Annotated in this window: 19 protein-coding genes and 1 pseudogene; 4 read left to right on the top strand and 16 right to left on the bottom strand. The window is 71.6% G+C overall.

Features of this window, described 5'->3' with window-relative positions; translation table 11 throughout:
* Window positions 1-263: 263 nt before the first annotated feature.
* From ACH4F6_RS05275 to ACH4F6_RS05260, 4 genes are read right to left on the bottom strand one after another with little or no spacing between them, the layout of a single operon-like run.
* Window positions 264-1,622 carry a GH1 family beta-glucosidase gene (locus ACH4F6_RS05275; protein WP_397958523.1) on the bottom strand — a complete coding sequence of 453 codons (1,359 nt, stop codon included), beginning with the start codon at window positions 1,620-1,622 and terminating at the stop codon, window positions 264-266.
* Between the two features lie 41 nt (window positions 1,623-1,663).
* Window positions 1,664-2,545 carry a carbohydrate ABC transporter permease gene (locus ACH4F6_RS05270; protein WP_397958522.1) on the bottom strand — a complete coding sequence of 294 codons (882 nt, stop codon included), beginning with the start codon at window positions 2,543-2,545 and terminating at the stop codon, window positions 1,664-1,666.
* Window positions 2,538-3,527 (bottom strand): carbohydrate ABC transporter permease, encoded by a 990-nt coding sequence (locus tag ACH4F6_RS05265; RefSeq protein WP_397958790.1) that lies wholly within the window; start codon window positions 3,525-3,527, stop codon window positions 2,538-2,540. Before ACH4F6_RS05265 ends, ACH4F6_RS05270 begins: the two co-directional genes overlap by 8 nt.
* Window positions 3,528-3,532: 5 nt before the next feature.
* Window positions 3,533-4,852, bottom strand: coding sequence for an ABC transporter substrate-binding protein (locus ACH4F6_RS05260; protein ID WP_397958521.1), 1,320 nt, complete (start codon window positions 4,850-4,852; stop codon window positions 3,533-3,535).
* Between the two features lie 202 nt (window positions 4,853-5,054).
* Between ACH4F6_RS05260 and ACH4F6_RS05255 the strand changes: the two genes are divergently transcribed.
* Window positions 5,055-6,890, top strand: coding sequence for a coagulation factor 5/8 type domain-containing protein (locus ACH4F6_RS05255; RefSeq protein ID WP_397958520.1), 1,836 nt, complete (start codon window positions 5,055-5,057; stop codon window positions 6,888-6,890).
* A gap of 111 nt (window positions 6,891-7,001) precedes the next feature.
* Here the strand turns inward: ACH4F6_RS05255 and fusA are convergent, their stop codons facing one another.
* Both fusA and ACH4F6_RS05245 read right to left on the bottom strand, forming a co-directional pair.
* A complete protein-coding gene (fusA, locus tag ACH4F6_RS05250; RefSeq protein ID WP_397958519.1) occupies window positions 7,002-9,071 on the bottom strand; it encodes an elongation factor G in 2,070 nt (689 codons plus the stop codon).
* Window positions 9,072-9,431: 360 nt separating this feature from the next.
* Window positions 9,432-10,160, bottom strand: a complete 729-nt coding sequence (locus tag ACH4F6_RS05245) for a DNA polymerase beta superfamily protein (RefSeq protein WP_397958518.1) — start codon at window positions 10,158-10,160, stop codon at window positions 9,432-9,434.
* Between the two features lie 340 nt (window positions 10,161-10,500).
* Here ACH4F6_RS05245 and ACH4F6_RS05240 point away from each other — a divergent pair, with 340 nt between their 5' ends.
* Window positions 10,501-11,406, top strand: coding sequence for a hypothetical protein (locus ACH4F6_RS05240; RefSeq protein ID WP_397958789.1), 906 nt, complete (start codon window positions 10,501-10,503; stop codon window positions 11,404-11,406).
* Between the two features lie 545 nt (window positions 11,407-11,951).
* Here the strand turns inward: ACH4F6_RS05240 and ACH4F6_RS05235 are convergent.
* Together ACH4F6_RS05235 and ACH4F6_RS05230 are read right to left on the bottom strand one after the other, a co-directional pair.
* Window positions 11,952-12,257 (bottom strand): annotated as a pseudogene (locus ACH4F6_RS05235) (hypothetical protein); the annotation flags it as partial.
* 460 nt (window positions 12,258-12,717) lie between these two features.
* The gene (locus ACH4F6_RS05230) at window positions 12,718-13,188 is read right to left on the bottom strand and encodes a nuclear transport factor 2 family protein (RefSeq protein ID WP_397958517.1); all 471 of its coding nucleotides are present in this window, start codon (window positions 13,186-13,188) and stop codon (window positions 12,718-12,720) included.
* Between the two features lie 161 nt (window positions 13,189-13,349).
* On the opposite strand from ACH4F6_RS05230, the gene ACH4F6_RS05225 reads away from it, so the two are divergent.
* Window positions 13,350-13,793 carry an Rrf2 family transcriptional regulator gene (locus tag ACH4F6_RS05225; RefSeq protein ID WP_397958516.1) on the top strand — a complete coding sequence of 148 codons (444 nt, stop codon included), beginning with the start codon at window positions 13,350-13,352 and terminating at the stop codon, window positions 13,791-13,793.
* Window positions 13,794-13,832: 39 nt separating this feature from the next.
* Here ACH4F6_RS05225 and ACH4F6_RS05220 read toward each other — a convergent pair whose 3' ends face one another.
* Window positions 13,833-14,180: a hypothetical protein gene (locus ACH4F6_RS05220; protein ID WP_397958515.1), complete on the bottom strand. Its 348-nt coding sequence runs from the start codon at window positions 14,178-14,180 to the stop codon at window positions 13,833-13,835.
* A gap of 26 nt (window positions 14,181-14,206) precedes the next feature.
* On the bottom strand, window positions 14,207-14,851 hold the full coding sequence (locus ACH4F6_RS05215; RefSeq protein WP_397958514.1) for a DUF4158 domain-containing protein: 645 nt from the start codon (window positions 14,849-14,851) through the stop codon (window positions 14,207-14,209).
* Between the two features lie 458 nt (window positions 14,852-15,309).
* Between ACH4F6_RS05215 and ACH4F6_RS05210 the strand changes: the two genes are divergently transcribed.
* A complete protein-coding gene (locus ACH4F6_RS05210; protein WP_397958788.1) occupies window positions 15,310-16,596 on the top strand; it encodes a flavin-containing monooxygenase in 1,287 nt (428 codons plus the stop codon).
* A gap of 216 nt (window positions 16,597-16,812) precedes the next feature.
* Here the strand turns inward: ACH4F6_RS05210 and ACH4F6_RS05205 are convergent, their stop codons facing one another.
* The 6 genes from ACH4F6_RS05205 to ACH4F6_RS05180 form a co-directional block, all read right to left on the bottom strand.
* Window positions 16,813-17,967 carry a tryptophan dimethylallyltransferase family protein gene (locus tag ACH4F6_RS05205; protein WP_397958513.1) on the bottom strand — a complete coding sequence of 385 codons (1,155 nt, stop codon included), beginning with the start codon at window positions 17,965-17,967 and terminating at the stop codon, window positions 16,813-16,815.
* A gap of 222 nt (window positions 17,968-18,189) precedes the next feature.
* Window positions 18,190-19,536, bottom strand: coding sequence for a cytochrome P450 (locus ACH4F6_RS05200; RefSeq protein ID WP_397958512.1), 1,347 nt, complete (start codon window positions 19,534-19,536; stop codon window positions 18,190-18,192).
* Window positions 19,537-19,544: 8 nt separating this feature from the next.
* Entirely contained in the window at window positions 19,545-20,138 is a 594-nt protein-coding gene (locus ACH4F6_RS05195; RefSeq protein ID WP_397958511.1) for a GTP-binding protein, read from the bottom strand.
* Window positions 20,113-20,490 (bottom strand): DUF742 domain-containing protein, encoded by a 378-nt coding sequence (locus ACH4F6_RS05190; RefSeq protein WP_397958510.1) that lies wholly within the window; start codon window positions 20,488-20,490, stop codon window positions 20,113-20,115. Before ACH4F6_RS05190 ends, ACH4F6_RS05195 begins: the two co-directional genes overlap by 26 nt.
* Complete coding sequence (locus ACH4F6_RS05185; RefSeq protein WP_397958509.1) at window positions 20,487-20,888, bottom strand: roadblock/LC7 domain-containing protein; 402 nt, start codon at window positions 20,886-20,888, stop codon at window positions 20,487-20,489. Before ACH4F6_RS05185 ends, ACH4F6_RS05190 begins: the two co-directional genes overlap by 4 nt.
* A complete protein-coding gene (locus ACH4F6_RS05180) occupies window positions 20,885-22,057 on the bottom strand; it encodes an ATP-binding protein (RefSeq protein WP_397958508.1) in 1,173 nt (390 codons plus the stop codon). The genes ACH4F6_RS05185 and ACH4F6_RS05180 overlap by 4 nt, the downstream gene beginning before the upstream one ends.
* Window positions 22,058-22,067 lie beyond the last annotated feature (10 nt).

The following is a 22,067-nucleotide window of genomic DNA, read 5'->3' as shown; positions in this document are numbered from 1 at the left end:
CCGGTGGTTTCCGCCCGGGGGGCCGGGGGGGGGGGGCGGCGGGGGCGGGGGGGCGGGGGCCCCCCCCCCCGGGCGGGCGGGGGGGGGGGGGCCCGCCCGGGGGGGGGGGCGGGCCCCCCCCGCCGCGCGGTCGCCCCCGGCGGCCGCGGGTATGCCCGGGCCGCCCCAGGGCACGCCTGCGGGGAGCGCACGGGCCGACGACCGGGAGGCGTCCGCGTCGGCGGCCGGAAGGCGGCCCGACCCGGCCGCCCCCGCCGGTCGGGTCAGGCCGCCTTCGCCGTCCCCTCCCGGTGCCTGCGGATGAGGTCCGCGTAGTGGCGTCCGGTGCCCTTGATGGTGCGGGCCTGGGTGCGGTAGTCGACGTGGACCAGGCCGAAGCGCTTGTCGTAGCCGTACGCCCACTCGAAGTTGTCCAGCAGCGACCAGGCGAAGTAGCCGGCCAGCGGGGCGCCCTTGCGGGCGGCGGCGGCGCAGGCGGCGAGGTGACCGGTCAGGTAGGCCTGGCGCTCGGGGTCGTCGACCGTGCCGTCGGGGCGGACGACGTCCGGGTAGGCCGAGCCGTTCTCGGTGACGTACAGGCGGCGGGCGCCGTACTCGTCGGTCAGGCGCAGCAGCAGCGCCTCGATGCCGCTCGGGTCGACCTCCCAGTCCATGCCGGTGCGCGGGACCCCGGCGCGCCGCACGGAACGGGCGTGCGGGGCGGGCCCGTCGGGGTCGTCGGCGACCGTCGCCGGGAAGTAGTAGTTCAGGCCAAGCCAGTCCAGCGGCGTGGCGATCGTCTCCATGTCCCCCGGCTTCTCGGGGAGTTCGACGCCGTAGACCTCCCGCATGTCGGCGGGGAAGCCGCGGCCGTGGACCGGGTCCAGCCACCAGCGGTTGGTGTGACCGTCCATCCGGCGGGCGGCGGCCGCGTCCTCGGGGCTCTCGCTCGCGGGGTGAACCGTGGAGAGGTTGTTGACGATGCCGATCTCGGCGCCGGGCGCCGCCGCCCGCACCGCCTGGACGGCGAGGCCGTGGCCGAGGAGCAGGTGGTAGGAGGCGCGCACGGCGGCGGTCAGGTCGGTCCAGCCGGGGGCCATGGTGCCCTCCAGGTGGCCGATCCACGCCGAGCAGAGGGGTTCGTTGAGGGTGGCCCAGTGGGTCACCCGGTCGCCGAGGCGCTCCGCCACGACCGCCGCGTACGCGGCGAAGTGCTCGGCCGTGTCGCGTTCGGGCCAGCCGCCGCGGTCCTGGAGCACCTGGGGCAGGTCCCAGTGGTAGAGGGTGACGGACGGGGTGATGCCGGCCGCCAGCAGGCCGTCGACCAGTTCGTCGTAGAAGGCCAGGCCCTTGGGGTTGGCCGGGCCGTCGCCGCCCGGCACCACGCGCGGCCAGGCGATCGACAGCCGGTAGGCGTTGGTGCCGAGCCGGCGCATCAGCTCGATGTCCTCGCGCCAGCGGTGGTAGTGGTCGCAGGCGACGTCGCCGTGGTCGTCGCCGGCGATCCTGCCCGGGGTGTGCGAGAAGGTGTCCCAGATCGACGGCGAGCGGCCGTCCTCCGCCACGGCCCCCTCGATCTGGTACGCGGAAGTGGCCGTGCCCCACAGGAAGTCGTGCGGGAGAGCGGTGAGGTCGATGGTCACGGAAGTCCTTTCGGGATCACGCGAGAAACCGGGCGAGGGGGTCACTTCACCGCTCCCGCGGTCAGCCCGGTGACGAGGTAGCGCTGCAGGAGGAGGAAGCCGGCCACCACGGGCACGCTGACGACCAGCGAGGCGGCCATGATCTGGTTCCAGTACACGTCGTTGAGGGTGGAGTAGCCCTGGAGGCCGACGGCGAGCGTGCGCGTGGTGTCGTTGGTCATGACGGACGCGAACAGCACCTCGCCCCAGGCGGTCATGAAGGCGTACACGGCGACCGCCACGATGCCGGGGACCGCGGCCGGCACCACGACCCGGAACAGGGCGCCGAGCGGGCCGCAGCCGTCGACCAGCGCCGCCTCGTCCAGGTCGCGCGGCACCGAGTCGAAGTAGCCGATCAGCATCCAGACGGAGAAGGGCAGCGAGAAGGTCAGGTACGTCAGGATCAGCCCGCCGCGCGAACCGAACAGGGCGATGCCGGTGGCGTTGCCGATGTTGACGTACAGGAGGAACAGCGGCAGCAGGAACAGGATGCCGGGGAACATCTGCGTGGACAGCACGGTGACCGTGAAGACGCGCTTGCCGCGGAAGCGGTAGCGGCTGACCGCGTACGCGCTGAACACGGCGATGACGACCGAGCAGACCGTCGCCGCGCCCGCCACGATCAGCGAGTTCACGAAGTACTTCGCGAGCGGGACCGTCGACCAGATGTCGACGTACGGGCGGACCGTCAGGCCGCTCGGCAGCCAGCGGAACTTCCCCGAGACGTCCGAGAGGGGCTTCAGCGAGCTGGAGACCATCACGTACACCGGCACCAGGACGAACCCGGCGAGCAGGGTGAGGAAGATCCTCCGCGACCACAGGAACGACCGCGGGGGCGCCATGGGCGAGGTGCGCGGCGGGAGGGCCGTCGGGGAGTCAGGCATCGGCGGACCTCCGTCCACGCGAGGTGACGGCGAGGTACACGCCGGTCACGGCCAGCAGGAAGAGCAGCAGCAGGACGGACATCGCGGAACCGGCGCCGAAGTTCCAGGTGACGAAGGAGGCCTGGTAGATGTGGACCGAGATGAGGTCCGCGGCCTCCGGCGCGGCCTTGCCGAACAGGACGTACGGGGTGTTGAAGTCGTTGAACGTCCACAGGAACAGCACCAGGACCAGCACCTGGTTGACGGGGCGCAGCGACGGCAGGGTGATGCGGCGGATCTGCTGCCACATCCCGGCGCCGTCCAGGGCGGCCGCCTCGTACAGCTCGCGCGGGATGTTCTGCAGGCCGGCCATCACGATGAGGAAGGCGAACGGCCATCCCTTCCACACCGACACGGTCAGCAGGGCCCAGAAGCTGTTGTCGCCGATCAGCCAGAACGACGGCTTGTCGGTGAGGTGGAGCTGGTCGTGCAGGACGTGGTTCACCAGGCCGTTGTCGTGCTGGAACATGAACACCCAGGTGATGACGGCCGCGTAGACCGGCAGGGCGTACGGCACGAGGAACAACGCCCGCAGCAGTCCGCGGCCGCGGAAGGCGTCCTGCATGCAGATCGCGGCCGCCGTGCCGATCAGCCAGCACAGGGCCACCGACAGGAGGGTGAAGGCGACCGTGACGACGAACGAGTGCAGCAGGGCCTCGCCGACGGGGGCGTCGAAGTCCACCGACATCGCGTAGTTGTCGAGGCCGGCCCAGGGGGCCGCGCCCCAGTCGCGGATGTGGAACTGGGTGAGCTCCTTGAAGCTCATCACGACGCCGATCACCATCGGCACCAGATGGACCAGGAGTTCGAGGACCAGGGCGGGCAGGAGCAGCAGGTAGGGCAGTCCGGCGCGGCGGATCCGCCCGGTGCGGCGGCGGGGACCGCTCGCCGCACCGGGGGGGCTCTTGCGCACAGCGGCCTCTGCGGAGACCGTGGTCGTCATCGTGCTCACTTCGCCGGCATCTGCTGCTGGGCCTTCTCCAGGCGGGCCTTGACCGACTCCGTGGTCACCGGGCGCCCGGCGGCCGCGTCGGCGAACAGCTCCTTCACGGCCGTGCCGACCGCGGTCTCGAACTGCGACTCGTCGGCGACCTGGGGCAGCGCGGCGGCGCTCTTGGCGAGGGTGTCCTTCAGGACGGCGGTGTCGGTGGCGTTGAAGGCGGCGTCCGACTGCGCGGCGGCGACCGGCGGGATCGAGCTGTAGGCCTTGTTGAGGATCTTCTGTTCCTCGTCGCTCGTCATGAACTTCACGAACTGCGTGGCGCCGCTGAGGTTGTCGGTGTTCTTGAACACGGCCAGGTTGATGCCGGCGACCATGGAGTTGACCTGGGTGCCGGCGCCGGGGGCGCCGGACTGCACGGGGACGGGCGCGACGCCGTAGGCGTCCTCGCTCATGCCCTGGGAGGCGAGGTTGGCGGACGCGGACTGCCACAGCAGCATCGCCGTCCTGCCCTTGGCGAAGTCGCTGACGGACTGGTTCTGCGCGTACTCCGCGTTGCCCTGCGGGATGACCTTGTCCTCGGCCATCAGGTCGACGTACTGCTTGACCGCGGCGACGGCGCCGTCGGAGGTGAAGTCGGGCCTGCCGTCGGCGGTGAAGAAGTCGACGCCGTGCTGCTTGGCGAAGACGAAGACGTGGTGGACGTTCTCCGAGACGTTCGCGCCCTCGGCGCCCAGGACCTGCTTGCCCTTCGCCTGGATCTTCCGCCCGTCGGCGACGAGCTCCGCCCAGGTGGCCGGCGGTGCGGAGATGCCGGCGTCGGCGAAGATCTGCTTGTTGTAGTACAGCGCGTACGCCATCGAGTACAGCGGCACCGCCGCCGGGTCCTGGCCCTCGGTCCCGGTCGAGCCGAGCGCCGACGCGACGAAGCGGTCCCGGCCGCCGATCTTCGCGAAGTTCGCGTCGTCCCAGGGCAGCAGCGCGCCGGTCGCCTGGAGCGAGGACGACCAGGTGTTGCCGATGTTGAGGACGTCGGGGCCCTGGCCGGAGGTGGTCGCGGTGAGGATCCGGTTGAGCAGGTCGGACCAGGGGACGACCTCCAGCTTCACCTCGATCCCGGTCTGCTTCTCGAACTTGTCGAGCTCCGGCTGGAGGACCTTCTTGTCGATCTCGATGCTCGCGCCCTGGTTGGAGGCCCAGTACGTCAGCGTCTTCGGCGAGTCGTCGGACCCGCCGCCGTCGGTCGAGGAACCCCCGCCGCAGGCCGTCGCGGCCAGGGCGAGTGACATCACGACGGCTCCTGCGGCCGCGGCTCGGATGGTACGCATGGGTCGGCTCCCAGTTGTCATCAGGGCTTAATTTAGGACGTGACTTAATCCGGGGAAAAGAGCGGCGTCAAGAGTTCGGACGAGGCTCGCCCAAGTCGGTCGCGCCTCTTGACGTACACGTTCGGGGAGTTGAAGCATTCAGCGGCGAGAGAGCGCTCCCGACCCCACGACCGTTCACTTCCTGAACCAGGAGAGCCGCCCCATGCCCCAGACCTCCCCGGACGCCCCGGTCCCCGCGAGCGTGCGCCGCAGAGCCGTCATCGCGGCGGCCACGGCGGCCGCGGCCGCGCCCGTCGTGGCCGGACTGAGCGCGTCGCCGGCCGCCGCGTCGCCCTCCCCCGCCGGCGCCGCGGCCCGCGCGGCCACCGGACGCGCCCGGCGGCCGCGCGCCCTGCCGGGCGGCGGCGACCTCGGCCCGAACGTCCTCGTCTTCGACCCGTCCACCCCGGACATCCAGGCCAGGGTCGACGCGGTCTTCCGGCAGCAGGAGTCCGCCCAGTTCGGCACCGGCCGCTACGCGCTGCTGTTCAAGCCCGGCGCCTACCACGGCCTCAATGTCCAGCTCGGCTTCTACACCTCGGTCGCCGGCCTCGGCCTCTCCCCCGACGACACCACCCTCAACGGCGACGTGACGGTCGACGCCGGCTGGTTCAACGGCAACGCCACGCAGAACTTCTGGCGTTCGGCGGAGAACCTCGCCCTCGTCCCGGCGAACGGCACCAACCGGTGGGCGGTCGCGCAGGCCGCCCCCTTCCGCCGGATGCACGTACGCGGCGGCCTCGACCTCGCGCCCACCGGCTACGGCTGGGCCAGCGGCGGCTACATCGCCGACAGCCGCATCGAGGGCCAGGTCGGCCCGTACTCGCAGCAGCAGTGGTACACCCGGGACAGCGCCATCGGCAGCTGGCTCAACGGCGTGTGGAACATGGTCTTCTCCGGTGTCGAGGGCGCCCCGGCCCAGAGCTTCCCCGACCCGCCGTACACCACGCTCGACACGACCCCCGTCTCCCGCGAGAAGCCGTTCCTCTACCTCAGCGGGAACGAGTACCGGGTCTTCCTGCCGGCGAAGCGGACCAACGCCCGCGGCGTCACCTGGGGCAACGGCACCCCGCGCGGCACCTCACTGCCCCTGTCCGCGTTCTACGTCGCCCGGCCGGGCGTCTCGGCGGCCACCCTCAACCGGGCGCTCGCCCAGGGCCTGCACCTGCTGCTGACCCCCGGCATCTACCACCTGGACCAGCCGATCCGGGTCGACCGCGCCGGCACCGTCGTCCTGGGCCTGGGCTACGCCACCCTCATCCCCGACAACGGCGTCACCGCGCTGAGGACCGCCGACGTCGACGGGATCCGGCTCGCGGGCTTCCTCGTCGACGCCGGGCCGGTCAACTCGGCGACCCTGGTGGAGATCGGTCCGCGCGGCGCGTGGCGCGACCACTCGGCCGATCCGACCACCGTGCAGGACGTGTTCGTCCGCATCGGCGGGGCCGGCCCCGGCAAGGCCACCACCAGCCTCGTCGTCAACAGCCGCCACACGATCGTCGACCACACCTGGATCTGGCGCGCCGACCACGGCGACGGCGTCGGCTGGGAGACCAACCGGGCCGACTACGGCGTCGTCGTCAACGGCCACGACGTGCTGGCCACCGGCCTGTTCGTGGAACACTTCAACAAGTACGACGTCCAGTGGTTCGGCCAGCGCGGCCGCACGATCTTCTTCCAGAACGAGAAGGCCTACGACGCCCCGAACCAGGCCGCCGTCCAGAACGGCGCCCTCAAGGGCTACGCCGCCTACCGGGTGGGCGACGGCGTCACCGCGCACGAGGGCTGGGGCCTGGGCAGCTACTGCTACTACAACGTCGACCCGACCATCGTCCAGCACCACGGCTTCGCCGCCCCGAACAGGCCCGGCGTGAAGTTCCACGACCTGCTGGTGGTCTCCCTCGGCGGCAACGGCCAGTACGAGCACGTGATCAACGACATCGGCGCGCCGACGTCGGGGACGTCCACGGTGCCGTCGACCGTGGTGTCGTACCCCTGAGACGGATCCCTCCCGCCCGGTCCGCACCGCGCTGTCCGCACCGCGGACATCGTGCGTTCGCGGTGCGGACCGCGGCCGACGGACCGTCACCGGCTCACCCGGGTAAGGCGGTCACGGCGTCGGCACCACCGCCGGCGCCGGCGCCGGCGCGTAGCCCGTGGGCCGGGCGGTGAAGGTGCCCCGGCCCTGGGTGCGGCTGCGCAACCGGGTCGCGTAGCCGAACAGTTCCGCCAACGGCACGGTGGCGGTCACCACCGCCGCGCCGCCGCGCACCGACGACCCGGTGACCCGGCCGCGCCGGGCGGCGAGGTCTCCGAGGACTCCGCCGACGGCGTCCTCGGGCACGGTGACGGTGACCTCGACGACCGGTTCCAGCAACAGCATCGCGCAGCCGCGCAGGGCGTCCCGGAGTCCGAAGCGGCCCGCCGCCCGGAAGGCCGTCTCCGAGGAGTCCTTCACGTGGGTCGCCCCGTCCGTCAGGGTGACCCGCAGCCCGGTGACCGGGTGCCCGCCGAGGGGACCCTCGGCGAGGGCGTCCCGGCAGCCGGCCTCGACGGCACGGACGTACTCCCGCGGCACCCGGCCGCCGACGACGGTGGACCGGAAGTCGAACCCGTCCTCCAGCGGCTCCACGTCGAGGACGACGTGCGCGAACTGCCCCGCCCCGCCGTCCTGTTTGACGTGCCGGAACACCACCTGGGACACCCCGCGCGCAACCGTCTCGCGGTAGGTGACCCGCGGCCGGCCGACGTTGGCCTCCAGCCCGAGATCGCGCCGGATCTTCTCCACCGCCACCTCCAGATGGAGCTCGCCCATGCCCGACAGCACCGTCTGACCGGTCTCGGGGTCGGTCCGGACGGTCAGCGACGGGTCCTCCTCGGCCAGCCGGGCGAGCGCGCCGACCAGCCGTTCGGCGTCGGTGCTCCGGCGCGGCTCGACCGCCACGGAGACGACCGGCTCGGCGACACCGGGCGGCTCCAGGACGATCGGGGCGTCGGGCGCGCACAGGGTCGAGCCCGCGCGAGCGGACTTCAGCCCCACCACGGCGACGATGTCGCCCGCGACGGCGCGTTCCAGCTGGGCGTGCCGGTCGGCCTGGACCCGCAGGATGCGGCCGATCCGCTCGGCGCGCCCGGCGGTCGCGTCCCACACCGTGTCTCCCTTCTCGATCGTTCCGGAGTACACCCGCAGGTAGGTGAGCCGGCCGGTGGAGGTGACGCTCACCTTGAAGGCGAGGGCCGCGAAGGGGGCGGCGGGGTCGGCGGGGCGCCGCTCGTCGGCCGTGTGCGGGCTGCCGGATGCGGCCGGCACGCCGCGTACCGCCGGCACGTCCGACGGCGACGGCAGCCAGTCGACCACCGCGTCGAGCAGCGGTTCGATCCCCCGGTTGCGGTAGGCCGAGCCGCACAGCACGACCACCCCGTCTCCGGTGCGGGTCAGGTCGCGCAGAGCGGTCGCGAGGGTCTCGGCGGAGAGCGTCTCCCGGTCGCAGAACTCCTCCAGCGCGGCCGGGTGGCGTTCCGCCACGGCTTCCTCCAGCAGTCGGCGCCGGCGCAGCGCTTCCTCCCGCAGTTCCTCCGGCACGGGACCCCCCACCCCCGCATCGGCGCCGTCCTCCCAGGTCAGGGCACGCATCCGCAGCAGGTCGACGACCCCGGTGAAGGCGTCCTCCGCGCCGATGGGCAGCTGGACGACCAGCGGCGCCGGGTGGAGCCGTTCGCGGATCGACGCCACGGCCGTGTCGAGGTCGGCGCCCGCCCGGTCCATCTTGTTGACGAACGCGATCCTCGGCACGCCGTGCCGGTCGGCCTGCCGCCACACCGACTCGCTCTGCGGTTCCACGCCGGCGACGGCGTCGAACACGGCGACCGCCCCGTCGAGCACCCGCAGCGCACGCTCCACCTCGTCGGCGAAGTCGACGTGGCCGGGGGTGTCGATCAGGTTGACGCGGTGACCGTTCCAGGCGCAGCTGACGGCCGCGGCGAAGATGGTGATCCCGCGGTCGCGTTCCTGGGGGTCGAAGTCGGTGACGGTCGTGCCGTCGTGGACCTCGCCGCGCCGGTGCGTGGCGCCGGTGGCGTACAGGATCCGCTCCGTGACGGTGGTCTTGCCCGCGTCGACGTGGGCGAGGATGCCCAGGTTGCGCACGGCGGCGAGGTGACGGTCGAGGTTGTTGCGCACGGCCCTTGGCCTTTCGTGGTGTTTCCGGGAAACGGGCAGCGCGATGCGACGGAAGGGAAGAGGTGACACACCGACAGCACCCATGGACCGAGGACCGGCCGGGTTCGCGAGGGGGCGCTGTCGGTGTGCTGGAGGGTGGCTCGTCAGGCCATCCGGTGCCGGCCGCGCAGCGGACACCGGACCGACGAGGACACGAGGATCACCTCGTAGCGGGAACGGGGAGCGGCGGCAGCGGTACGGTCACGCATGGCGGGCTCCCCTCGGTCGTCGCGGTGACGCGCTGCCTCCGGGTCGTGGGCGGCGCAGGACGTGGCACGAGTGTAGGGGGAGACGGGCGGCGGTGGCGCGGGGTTTTCCCCCTCACGCCGGCCGCTGCCGGGCGGGCGCGTCCGCCTCCGCCTCCCGTGCCGTGTAGAAGTGCCGCCGCACCCGTCGCAGCCACGCGTCGGCGGCCGTCTCGTCGGGGCGTTCCGGCAGCACGCTGCGCGTCTCCTCGAACGCCGTCTCGAACCAGCGCAGCAGCGGCAGCGCGGCCCCGGGATCCGCGGCCACCTCCTCGCCGAACCGGTGGTAGCTCTCCGGGTCCTCGACCCGGATGGTCAACCGCCCCGTCGCGTACAGGTCGTAACCCTGCCGGCACAGCCGTTTGAGGTGACGGGCGTGCTTGGCCGTGCGCTTGCGGGTGTCCGCGGAGAAGGAGCCGTCGCCGCGGCTCTGCAGCTTCCTGAACTGCTGGGTGGCGTACCCGAGATAGGCGTCGCGGACCCGGCGTGCGCTGAGGAACGTCGTCCGTATGGCGCGCAGTTCGTCACCCAGCGGGGTGCGCACCTCGTACAGGTCGTCGGGGAGCCAGACGAGTTCCATCACGGTGGGGTTGCCGCCCAGGGCGAGCCGGCACCACTTCGCGGCCTCGTGCAGGGTGCGGTCCGGTGCGGTGCTGACGTGGGACTCCTTCGGCGGGTGCAGCCCGTGCAGCGCCTCGGTGGGGGCCGCGAAGAGACCGAGGCGGTCCACGTCGGACCCCTCGCGGGCGAGTCCGTAGGCGGTCGAGCCGACGATCCCGGACAGCAGGACGTTCTGGACGGTCACAGGGGCCCCCGGTGGTGATCTGTGGTGATCCGCCGCCTCTCCGGCGGGGCGGCGCAGCCGTCATGATGCCTCGGCGGAACGGCCCGTCACCTCGCATTTTCCCGCTCCCGGAGGGGACGGGGCGCGCTTTCGGGAGGCCGGGCGCGTTCACCCGTCCGGGTCAGTGCGCTGGTCACACGACCGGGCCGGTGGTGCGGTGGAGGGACAGGGGGGCAGCCGCCCGGGGCACGCACGCACCGGGGAACCGTCCCGTCCTCAGGAGGCCTTCGTGAACACCCGTCCCCCGTCCCACCCGACCCCCGCGGCCCGCTCGGACCGTGCGGCCCGCCCGGACCGTGCGATGCGAACCGGCCGTGTCCTGGCCGCCGCCCTGGCCACCGGAGCCCTGCTCGCCACGGCGGCCTGCGCCGCCGGAGGAGACAGCGCGACGGCCGACACGGACACCGCCGCGTCCACGCACGCCGAGCGGGCCGTCCCCGAGCGGCCCGCCGGCCGGCAGACCATGACCCCCATGACCCCCACGGCCCCCGCCTCCCCGTCCGGTTCCCCGTCCGGCTCTCCGTCCGGTTCCCCGTCCCCGTCCGCGTCCGCGTCGCCGCTGACCGAGGCGGGCGCGCAGACCGCGCTGATCACCGCGGCGGACCTGGAGGACGACTGGACGCAGGTGCAGAACGCGGACACCTGGAAGGACTCGCTGGTCATCGGCCAGGTGGACACGGCCGACTTCCTCACGGGCAAGACGGACGCCGCCGACTGCCAGCGCCTCCTCGACGCGCTCTACGACGACACCCTCCTGGGGAAGCCGTCCGGGACGTCGGCGCTGACCGGGTTCCAGGAGGGCCAGTCCCGGCTCCTCTACCAGGTGGCCGCCTACCAGCAGGCCGACCTGGACCAGGCGTGGGACTGGCTCCGGTCGCTGCCCGACACGTGCGACCAGTTCACCGTGACCGGCGGCGACAGCGGCCAGCGCACCGTTCAGGTCGTGGAGGCGTCACTGCCCGACGCGGGCGACGCCCGGCAGGGAATGACGGTGACGGTGAAGGGCACCTCGGACGGGAACCCGGTGACGCTCACCCTGGACGTCGCCGCCGTGCGCGTCGGCACCGACGCGATCACGGTCACCAACGGCGGGCTCGACGGCGCCGACCACGACAGCACCAAGACCGCGGTGCAGCAGGGCGCCCAGCGGCTGGAGGACGTGACGGCCGGGCGGACGCCCTCGCCCACGCCGAGCCAGTCCGGCTGACCGGGCCGCGCCGGGCCGACTCCGCGGCGCGTACGGCCTGTTCCCCGCACGGGCACCACGTGACGTGTCACCGGGCCGGCGCCGGGGCCGGATGCGCGAACCGGGGTGGCCGTCGCGGGCCGCGACGGCCACCCCCGCGCGACGCCTGCTCGCCCGCCCCGTCCGCACGGCCCGGCACCTCCTCGATCCGACGGACCCGTTCCCGGGCGGGTTCGCCCTCCGGCCTCGCGCGCGGGCCGGGGAAGGGAGGGAGCCGGGAAGGAGCGGTGGGTACCGGCGCACGCCCCGGCGCCTGGGACACGTACGGGGGTGTGACCCGGATACGCGCCAAAGGGGCAATGAGTTGATCTTGAAGCCCTGACGGGTAGCCTGAGTGCCCCGGAGAGGCCACAGCCTCGTACGAGGGTGACGCTCCTCTGGCCCTTGCTCCCCTGGGTGGGCACAGTCCCGGTAGCGTGCCGCCGACTACGCGATGTGGAAGGCGGGGCCGCGGTGTCGAGCCCCTCCAGCGTCGGCTCCCGGATGTTCTCCCGTTCGGTCTCCGCCATCGCCGCGAAGAACGCGAACAGCGGCTTGCCGGGGCCGGTGGGGTCGTGGATGCCGGGCAGGGACCCGGCGAGCATCTCCAGGACCAGGCCGTGGGCGGTGAGGCGGTCGGCGAGCGCGGTGAGTTCGGCGGCGTCGCGGCCGAACCGCTTCGTCTCGTACACGGTGAAGACGACGCTGCAGTGCGGGGCGTGGACCTTGGCCTCCCGCGCCGTACGAGCGCCTCCTCGAACTGGGCCCTCCGCGGACGCGGGTGCTGATCTTCTCGCTGAAGATCTTGTCCCTCGGGATGCCGTGGCCCGCAAGGCGTCGAGCCGGGAGTCGTCGTCCTACCCAAGGGCGGAGCAAGGGGCGCGGGTGGTGCCGTCTCTTACGCCGGCCTCCGCGCCGGTTCTCGTGATCGTCACGGACTCATGGCAGGCCGAGCCCTCCACGGTCCGCGCACGCGTGGAACTCGTCCACGGTCAGCGTCGGATGCGCAGGGCTTGGCGGCATGGGAAGGGCAGTCCGGCCCCGCGTACCTCGATGATCTTTGGGGTGGGGTCTCGTCGCAGCCGTGTGCCTCGTGGAGGCGGGCCCGGAGAACGTCACTCGATGTGGGTCGTTGCCCTACCTGCCGGCCAGGGCTGCCGATACTCGATGAGTCGGCCTGCCGGGTCGTGTCGGCGGTCGGGTGCGAACGACAACTTTGTTCGAGAAGCAGCGCCGGGTATGCGGCCCGAAGAAGGGAGCGTCTTGTCGCATACTCGGCGCTGACCGGCAGAGTTACGCCGTCGTGGCTGCTGTCTCGGTGGCTTCGACTGCGGACTTGAAGTCGGGGTGGACCCCGATTTGATCAAGCCACACGCTCATCAAGTTGTAGCAATTGAACCTTTCGATCTTTCCGTCACGGAGGTACCAGAGGTCCGCCGCCGGCACGTCGATCCGGTTCCCGGTCGGTGGGATCTCGCCGACCGGAGTCGGAAACCCTCCGAGATGCGTGCCCTGGATTCGCAACTCGACGGCGACGACATCACCGAACGCGTGTACCTCGAGCAGCTCACGGTGCACATCGGGGAACGAGCGGGCGAGACCCGCGATCACCTGAGGAATCTGCTCTCCGCGGAAACTCTGCGAGGTCGACATGTCGTTGAACGACCCGTCCTCGGTGAACAAGGCCAGGAAACCGTCACCGTCGAGAACGTTCCCTTCCGCGAGCCGGTAAGCCTCGCGAATGATCCTTTCGTTACTTTCCATTCCTGTTCTCCTTTGAGTTCGCAACACGCTCACGATCCGCGCTTGCCTTTGATTGACCCCTCCCGACTGTCGTAATGATAATCGTTACGACAGACTGTCGCAACTTTCACTGTTACGACTGCGCTGTCGTAACATGGAGCGTTGCGACCGGAGGAGGGATCATGAGCGCCAACAGCAGGCTGACCATCGCCGCCCACGCGCTGGCCTGGATCGGTCTCTACCAGCGCCAGGGCCATGAGGTCGCCACCTCCGAGCAGATCGCGACCAGCGCGAACACCAACCCCGTGGTGATCAGACGGCTGCTCGGCGAACTGCGCAGGGCCGGGCTCGTGGACTCCCGGCGGGGCGCGGGCGCGGGCTGGTCGCTGGCACGCGAACTGGAGTCGATCACCCTGCTCGACGTGTACGAGGCAGTGGAACCCGGCCCACTGTTCGCGATGCACCGCACCACCCCGGACCGGGGATGCGTGGTGGGTCACGGCATCCAGCCGACGATGCGGGGCATCTACGAGGGCATCGAGGAGACCCTGAGACACGAACTGGCCCGCGTCACGCTCGAGAAGGTACTCAGGGACGTACTCGCGGCACCTCGCCGGCCTCTTTGATCAGCTGGGCGACCCCGCCCAAGCCCTCCGCCGTCTCCGTCACCGCGCCCAGGCCCCCGGCCTGCACGACCAGGGCCTTGACGAGGCGAGCAGGGCCGGGGAGACCTTGCCGCCCAGCCGCCGGACCACCTCGTCGGCCGACGCCTCCTCGTCCAGCCCCTCAAGGGCCACCCTGGTCTCGGCGGTCATCTCCGCGGCTTTCGCCAGCGCCGGCTGGGCCGGGCCGTCCGCGTCGATGTCCTTGAGCACGACGCGGTAGTTCCCGATCAGGGCCTCGGTGATCCCCCGCTCGGCGAGCCGGATCTCCTCCAGCTCCGTCTTGGCCTTCTTGATCTTCGTGGCGACGCGCTTGCAGAACATCGTCGCCAGGTCGTCACGGACCCGCATCCTGGCCTTGTGGACCAGGCACGCGATCAGCGCGAGGCGCTTGATGGGCGTGCAGTCCCGAAGCGCCGGCGCGTCCCCGCGTCCGCCTCCCCGGCGAAGTCGGTGATCTTCCGTGCGGCGACGCCGTCCATCCACACCGCACTGTCGCCAAGGCCGTCCAGCCACTCCATGCGCCGGGTCAGGTTCTTGAAGTGCGACCAGCTCGGCCCCTTGGCGGGCTTCTTCAGCCGGTTGAACAGCGTCGTGCCGTCGCTGTCGCGCTCCTCCAGCAGCCGCGCGAGCTCGGTGCGCTGAAGGGGGCTCATGCGGTCGTGGATGTCCTCGCAGATCGGGGCGTCCACCTCGGTGCGGATCTTCGAGGCCATCTTGTCGAAGGTGGAGAACCCCGGCAGCTCCAGCCCGGCCTCCACGACCTCCTCCAGCGCGATGTTGATCAGGTCCGCCGGCCGGTTCTTCGCCGCGGCCTCCTTGCGGATCGACGCCTCGGCGATCCGCCGGGCCTCCGCCTGGCCGTACGCCACGCCGACCCGCTTGCGGACCAGGCCCCGGTGATGCTTGGCGGTCCGCTTCGCCCGGTGCACCGGCAGCGTGCCCTCCGGCAGCTCCACCTGCCGCCGCACGAACTCCACCACCTGCTCCGGCACGTCCTCCAGCGCCGAAAAGCACCCCATGCTCTGATACGACTTCAGCATCAGCGACAAGGCCAGCAGATGCTCATCCCCGTCCGTCGCCCGGCCGCCCACTCCAGCTCGTCACGAGTCGGCGAGAAGAACAGATGCGGCTCATGCGCGGTGATCAGCCGCTTGAACCGCGGATACGCGGTCCGCTCGATCGAGGTCACAACCCACCCCAGGCCCCAGGACGATGGTCGACATCACCACCAACGACGCTGAGCCGAACAGGTGACGAGCCGGACGCTCACGGCTTCAAGATCAACTCATTGCCCCTTTGACGCGTATCCGGGTCACACCCCTACGGGGACGGCGGACCTCGGCACGACCACAGGGACCCGGGGGCGTTCCGGCGCAACCGGCGGCCTCTGTGATCTTTGTCGTGGTGTGAGGGGTGTGCCGGACGGGCAGGCACTGCGGGTGTTCGAAAAGGTGTCGTGCGTGCTGTGGGGGAATTCGTGAGCGTGTGCCTGATCGGTGCGGGCCTGTCGGGACTGGCGGCGGCGCACGCCCTGCGGAGCAGGGGGGTCGACTTCGTCTGCCTCGAGCGGGCCCGTGACGTCGGCGGGATCTGGCGCCGCCCGCAGGCCGGTGAGCGCGGTCCGGGGTATCTGTCCCTCCACCTCAACACCACCAAGGATCTGACGGGTTACGCCGACCACCCGATGCCGGCCTCGTACCCGGTCTACCCGCGGCACAGTCAGATGGCGTCGTACCTGCGGTCGTTCGCCGAGTGGGCGGACGTCCTGGACCACATCGAGCTGGAGACGTCCGTCGAGTCCGTGCGCGCGGAGGCCGACGGTTCGTGGACGGTCGTCAGCGCGGACGCCCGCGGCCACCGCACGTCCCGCAGCTTCGCTCAGGTGATCGTGGCCTCGGGACACAACACCGAACCGTCGATGCCCGAGCCGCCCGCCGGTTCCGAGACGTTCACAGGAACGATCCTGCACGCCATCGACTACCGCGACGGCAGTGACTACGCCGGGCGTGACGTCGTCGTCGTGGGGCTCGGCGCCTCGGCGGTGGACATCGCCGTGGACCTCTCCCGGCACGCCGGGCAGACCCTGCTGTCCGTGCGCCGCGGCCTGCACATCCTGCCCAAGCAGCTCTACGGCACACCGCTCGACGAGGTCGCCGAGGCACCGTGGTGGACGAGCATGTCGCTCGAGGAGCAGCGCCGTTTCATCGAACAGGCCCTGTTCGTCGCCCGGGGCAAGCTCTCCGACTACGGCCTGCCGGAACCGGACCACCCGCTCTTCGCCTCGGCCGTGACCATCTCGGACGACATCCTCAGCCGCATCCGCCACGGCGGGGTCACGCCCAAGCCCGCCATCGACTTCCTCGACGGCGACCGGGTGGTCTTCACGGACGGCACCTCCGCCCGGGCCGACGCGATCGTCCACTGCACCGGCTACCGCATGGCCTTCCCGTTCCTGCCCGCCGGCTGCCCGGTCGGGCCGGCGGGGTCGGTCGAGTTGTACAAGCGGGTCGTCGCGCCCGGGCATCCGGGCCTGTACTTCGTCGGCCTGGTCCGCCCGCACGGTTCCGTCACCCGGCTCGTGGAGGCGCAGTCGCGCTGGATCGCCCGGATCGTCACGGGCGAGGCGGTGCTGCCCGAGCCCGAGGTCATGCGCAAGGAGATCGCCGGGTACCTGAGCGGCATCGCGGGTCAGTACGGCGGGAGGGAAGGGGCCTCGATCCAGGTGAACGTGGCGCCCTACCTGCGGGAACTCGGCGAGGAGTGAGAGCGGCGCGTCGGTGACGGCGTCCGGTGCGGGGGGTCGGCGCGCACGGAGGATCCCTCCGCGGGGCCGGCCCCTTTCGTCGTGCCGCTGCCCTGCCGGCCGTCGGGGGAACTTCTCCCGGGCGTCGCCGTGGCCCGGGGATCCGGAGGATCCGGGGGGAGCGGTCCGGCGACGTCGGCGTACGGCTCCCCCGTACCTTCCTGCTCCTGTCCGTCGTTACCGCACGCCCGCGGCCCCGGCCGGCAGGAGGCCGACGGGCGGGCGGACCGCGTACGCCTCCGAGGAGATGTAGGTGGTCACGCGGGGCGGGCGGCCCTGCTGGTGGGTGAGCGCCAGGTAGGCGATCAGTCCCACGCCGTCCTCCAACCGCCGCGAGGTGACCGCGGCCAGCGCCCGCGCCAGGGGCGCGGGGTCCAGTCCGTGGTGTGTGAGCAGGGCCGTGGCGCGGGCCAGGGCCTCGCCGTCGTGCGGGGCGTGGTCGCGGACCGGGACGTAGAGGGTGAAGCCGCTGGGCAGGCCGGTCGCCGTCTCGGTGAAGGCGTGGCAGGACTGGACGGGCCGGCGTGCCGGGCGCGGGCCGTCCCGGTCCCCGGGCGCGGCCGGTGCGGCGTCGTCGCCGGTCGCGATGCGGAAGAAGGCCTCGGTCTCGGCGGGCGAGGGCCCGCCGCGCATCCGGGTCAGGGCGGCCGCCCGTGTCGCCGGCAGGTCGTGGTGGGCGAGGTAGACCTTCACCCGGGGGTCCTCCCAGTCGCCCAGGTCCAGGGCGAAGAAGAGGAGGCGGTCGCCGGGCGGCAGCGCGTCGAACGCCTGGTGGTGGCCGAGCCGGCGCAGGGCCTCCCGCACGGTCGCGGCGGCCCGTTCCTGCCCGGAGGCCGCGGGGTTCACGTACACCTTGACCTTGGGGACGCCGCCGGGCCGCAGTTCCAGCGCGCACCACAGGGCCAGCGGCCCCTCGGGCGCGGGCGGGAAGAACAGGTCCTCCAGCTCGTCGAGCCGGTCGGTGGTGAATCCCCAGCGCCGCGCGGCCTCCCGGACGATCCGCAGGCCGGCGCGTCCGCTCCGCGCCGGGCCTCCGGCGCCGCCGCCGGGCTCCAGCAGGACCCGCAGGGACGGTTCCGCGCCCGGTACGAAGGCGAGGGAGAACTCGACCGGTGTGTGGTCGTCGGACAGGAAGGTCGGCGTGGCGGGCGGCAGGTCCAGCGGCCGCTCGGCGACGGTTCCCAGCATCCCGGTGAGCGTACGCGCGTAGACCTCGGCGTCCGCGTCGTCCAGCCCCGCGACCTCGCACAGCCGGAGCAACTGGTGTGCGGCAAGGCCGCCCAGGGTGCCGGCGCCGGGTGTCCTCGGCGGCCCGGACCGGTGGGCGCTCACCGGCCCTCCCGCCGCGGGCCGGGGCGGACAAGAAGATACCCGCCTGCGGAGGCGGGTATCAGAAGGTTCAACACGGTCGGGTGTTGCAGGGGACGGGCATCGTGGGACAGGGGGTCCACGGCACCTCCTTCGGCTCGTGAGCATCACGGATTACCGCATGGCTCATTACCCTCACGGTTGAACCTTCATACAGAAGTGCGTAGTTGGGAGATGTTGTGTGCATCACCTCGTCAGCCAGTTGAGGAACTGGCTCCACACACCGCGCTCGGCCCTGCGGCCGGACTGCTGGGCGGGTTCGGGGCGTGCGGGCGCCTCGGTGCGCGCCCGGGCGGCGGGCCGGGGCGCGGCCGCGACGGGCGTGAAGCGGGCGGGCAGCGCCGTGAGCCCCCGGTTGAAGGGGCCGGGACGCCAGACCAGGCTGGCCTCCGGTACGGCCAGTTCGACGTCGGGCAGCTTGTTGAGCAGGTTCTCGATGGCGGTCACCGTGATCTGCCGGGCGGGGTCCTTCGAGGGGCAGGCGTGCGGGCCCGCGCTCCACGCGAGGTGGGCCCGGTTGCTGCCCGCCTGGCGCGCGGCCGTCAGCGCCGGGCCGGTGTTGGCGGCGGCGAAGCTGACCAGCACCAGGTCGCCCGCCTGCAGCTTCTGCCCGGCGAACTCCATGTCGGAGGCCGGGTAGTGGGGGGCCAGGTTCTGCATGGGCGGGTTCTCCCACAGCGTGTCGTCGATCGCCTCGTCGATCAGACCGCCCTGGTGGGCGTACGCGTCGTGGGTGAGCAGGCGGTGCAGGGTGTTGCCGATGAGGTTGCGCAGCGGTTCGTTGCCGCCCACCAGCAGCAGGGCGAGCTGATGGACCATCTCCTCGTCGGTGAGCCGGGCGGGGTGCTCCATCAGCCAGGAGGTCACGTCGTCGCCGGGCCTGGCGCGCTTGAGCGCCACCAGCTGGCCGACCGCCTCGAACAGCACCCCCATCGCCTGTTCGGCGTTGACGCCGTCGAACATGCCGTTGATGCCGTACACGACGCGGTCGCCGATGTCGGCGGGGCAGCCGAAGATCTCGTTGAACACGAACAGCGGCAGCTGCTTGGCGTAGTCGCCGAGCAGGTCCACCGAACCGCGCGAGCCGAACTGGGAGATGAGGTAGTCGGAGACCTGTTCGGTGCTCTGGCTGACCCGGCGGGAGTCGACGCGGGCCATGCTGTCCGTGACGGCCTGGCGCAGCCTCAGGTGCTCGGCGCCGTCGCTGAACATGCAGTTGGGGCGGTAGGCCAGGACGGGCGCGACCGGGCTGTCCGGGGCGATCCTGCCCTCGTTGAAGTCACGCCAGCGGCGCGCGTCCTTGCGGAACGAGCCGGAGTCCTGCAGGAGTTGCAGTGCGGCGGCGTAGTCGGTGACGAGGGTCGCCTCGACGCCGGGGGCGAGTTCGACCGGCGCCGTCGGCCCGAAGTGCCGCAGGTAGGTGTAGTAGGCCTGCGGGTCGGCGGCGAACTCCGGTCCGTACAGCGGCACTCGGCCGCCGGTGTGGTGCGCCGGGCACCCGGGTGGGGGCACGGGAGCCGTGGGTTGGTCCATGTCTGCTCCTAGTGGGCACGGTCCTGCAGGTGGCGGACGAGGGTGATGAGCGCATCGGCCGAGGACCGCTCGTCTCGCGCGTCGCAGGTGACGACGGGGGTGTCGTCGAGCAGGTCGAGTGCCTCGCGCAGGGCCCTCTCGTCCCGCAGGGGGGTGCCGTCGAAGTGGTTGACGGCGATGGCGTAGTCGAGTCCGTACTGTTCGATCAGGTCGATCACGGCGAAGGAGTCCGCGAGCCGCTCGGGGTCGACGAGGACCAGGGCGCCGAGCGCGCCGCGGGCCATGTCCTCCCACATCTGCACGAACCGCTGCTGGCCGGGCGTTCCGAACAGGTACAGCACGACGCGGTCGCTGATGGTGAGGCGGCCGAAGTCCATGGCGACCGTGGTGGTGGTCTTGCCCTGGACGCCCTTGAGGTCGTCGACGGACTCGGCGGCCCGCGTCATCGTCTCCTCGGTGGACAGCGGTTCGATCTCGGAGATCGCCCCGATGAAGGTGGTCTTGCCCACCGCGAAGTGACCGACGACGAGGATCTTCACGGCCGTCTGTGTGGCGCCGCCGCGGACGTACGCCTTCTCATCCAAACTTGGCCCTGAGACCATTCAGCACCTCCTCCAGGATCTCCCGGTCGGCGAGGGGGGCCCGCTGCACGGGCGGGCGGGTGATGAGGTAGCCGCCCTCGGTGAGGGCGGCGAGGAGGATCTTCACCACGCCGAGGGGCAGCTGGGTGTGCCCCGCGATCTCGGCGACCGAGAGGTAGCCGGCGGAGCACAGGTCGAGCAGGTTCTGCTCCTCGGGGGACAGCCGGGTGGGCCGCTGCTGGTGGTCGGCGGACGCCGTGACCAGCGTGATGAGGGAGAGCTGCTCCTCGTCGGGCAGCCCGCGCCCTTTGGTGATGACGTACGGGCGCACTAACTCCGGTGTCTGCGGCTCCAGTTCGTCGTAACCGGTCATGACCGTACGCCGAGGTTCTCGCGCGGCGGCGTCGTCAGGGCCTTGCCGAGCTGGCCGACGAGCTGCTGCATCCGGAAGGTGATGTCCTGCATGTCGACGTCCGGGGAGGCGGAGACGCCGAGGTAGGCGCCCTCGCCGGCGGAGATCAGGAAGACCCAGCCCCCGTCGAACTCGACCAGCGTCTGCCGCCACCGCTGCTGCGCGTCCTCACAGAAGAAGGCGAGGGAGCGGCTGAGCGACTGCACACCGCTCATCGCGGCGGCCACGCGGTCGGCGTCGTCCTTGTCGAAGTCCTGCGTCCGGGCCATCAACAGGCCGTCGGCGGAGATCAGGACGGCGTGCAGGGCCCCGGGAATCTCCAGGGCGCTGTCCAGCATCCATGACAGATCGTCGTTCACGAGACCTCATGTCCTTCACTGCTCGCACCACGTGTGCTGCTCGACTGTTCCGCGGGGTCCGCCTGCGTGGCCCGGCCGGACTGGGTGCCGCGCTGGAAGGCGCCCATGATCGACGCCCGTTCCACGCCCGAGCGGGCGGGGGAAGGGGCGGGCGACGCGGTGCCGGGCACGATGGCCATCGGCCGCTTGCGACGGCGCTTGGGCAGGCCGTCGGCGGTGGTGGTGCTCGACACCGGCGCGGGTTCGGGGCCGCTGCGGGCGGGGGCCGCCGCGGCGGGGACGACCGGGGCCGGCTCCTTCTGCTCGGGTGCGTTGGTGAGCAGGTCGTGCGGCAGGAGGAGGACCGCGCGCACGCCGCCGTAGGGCGAGGTGGAGTCCACGGACACCTCGAAGCCGAAGCGCTCGGCCAGCACACCGATCACCGCGAAGCCGAACTGGGGCGGATTGCCCAGCCCGGAGACGCCGGAGACGCGTTCGGTGGAGAGGAGCTTCTCGGCGCGGACGCGCTCCTCGTCGTTCATGCCGACACCGGCGTCGTCCACGACGATGCAGATGCCCTTGGGCACGGTGCGGATGTTGATCTCGACAACGGTGTCCGGGCTCGAATAGCTGGTGGCGTTGTCGAGGAGTTCGGCGAGGGCCAGGGCCACCGGTTCGACGGCGCGGCTGGTGATGCCGAAGTCGACCTGCGAGAGGATCTCCACCCGCCGGTAGTGGCGGATCCTGCCCTGCGCGCTGCGGACCACGTCGTACACCGAGGCCACCTCGCGCTGGCGGCCCAGCCAGCCGTCGCAGAGCACGGCGATGGACTGGGCACGGCGGCCGAACTGCGAGTTCGTGTGGTCGATCTCCAGGAGGTCCTGGAGGATGACCGACTCGCCGTACTTGTTCTGGAGCCGGGAGACGATCAACTGCTGTTCCGCGGCGAGGCCCTGAAGCGTCCGCATGGCGGACTTCAGGACCGTTTTCGTTGCCTCGTCGGCCCTGTCCTGGGCTGCCTCGACGGATTTCGCGTACCCGTTCTCCAGCTCGGCGTGCCGATCCCGGAGGTCTGCGAACTCCTGCCTTAACGTCCGTGTCGCCCTGCGCTGACGAACAATGACGGCGACCGCGGCGAGTACGGCGACGAGGAGAGCCCAGAGTACCGGGTTCTGTATGTAATCAGTCATAAGACTCTCT

Source organism: Streptomyces sp. NPDC017936, from assembly GCF_044328485.1.
Lineage (GTDB): Bacteria > Actinomycetota > Actinomycetes > Streptomycetales > Streptomycetaceae > Streptomyces.
This window is presented reverse-complemented; position numbering and strand designations above follow the sequence as displayed.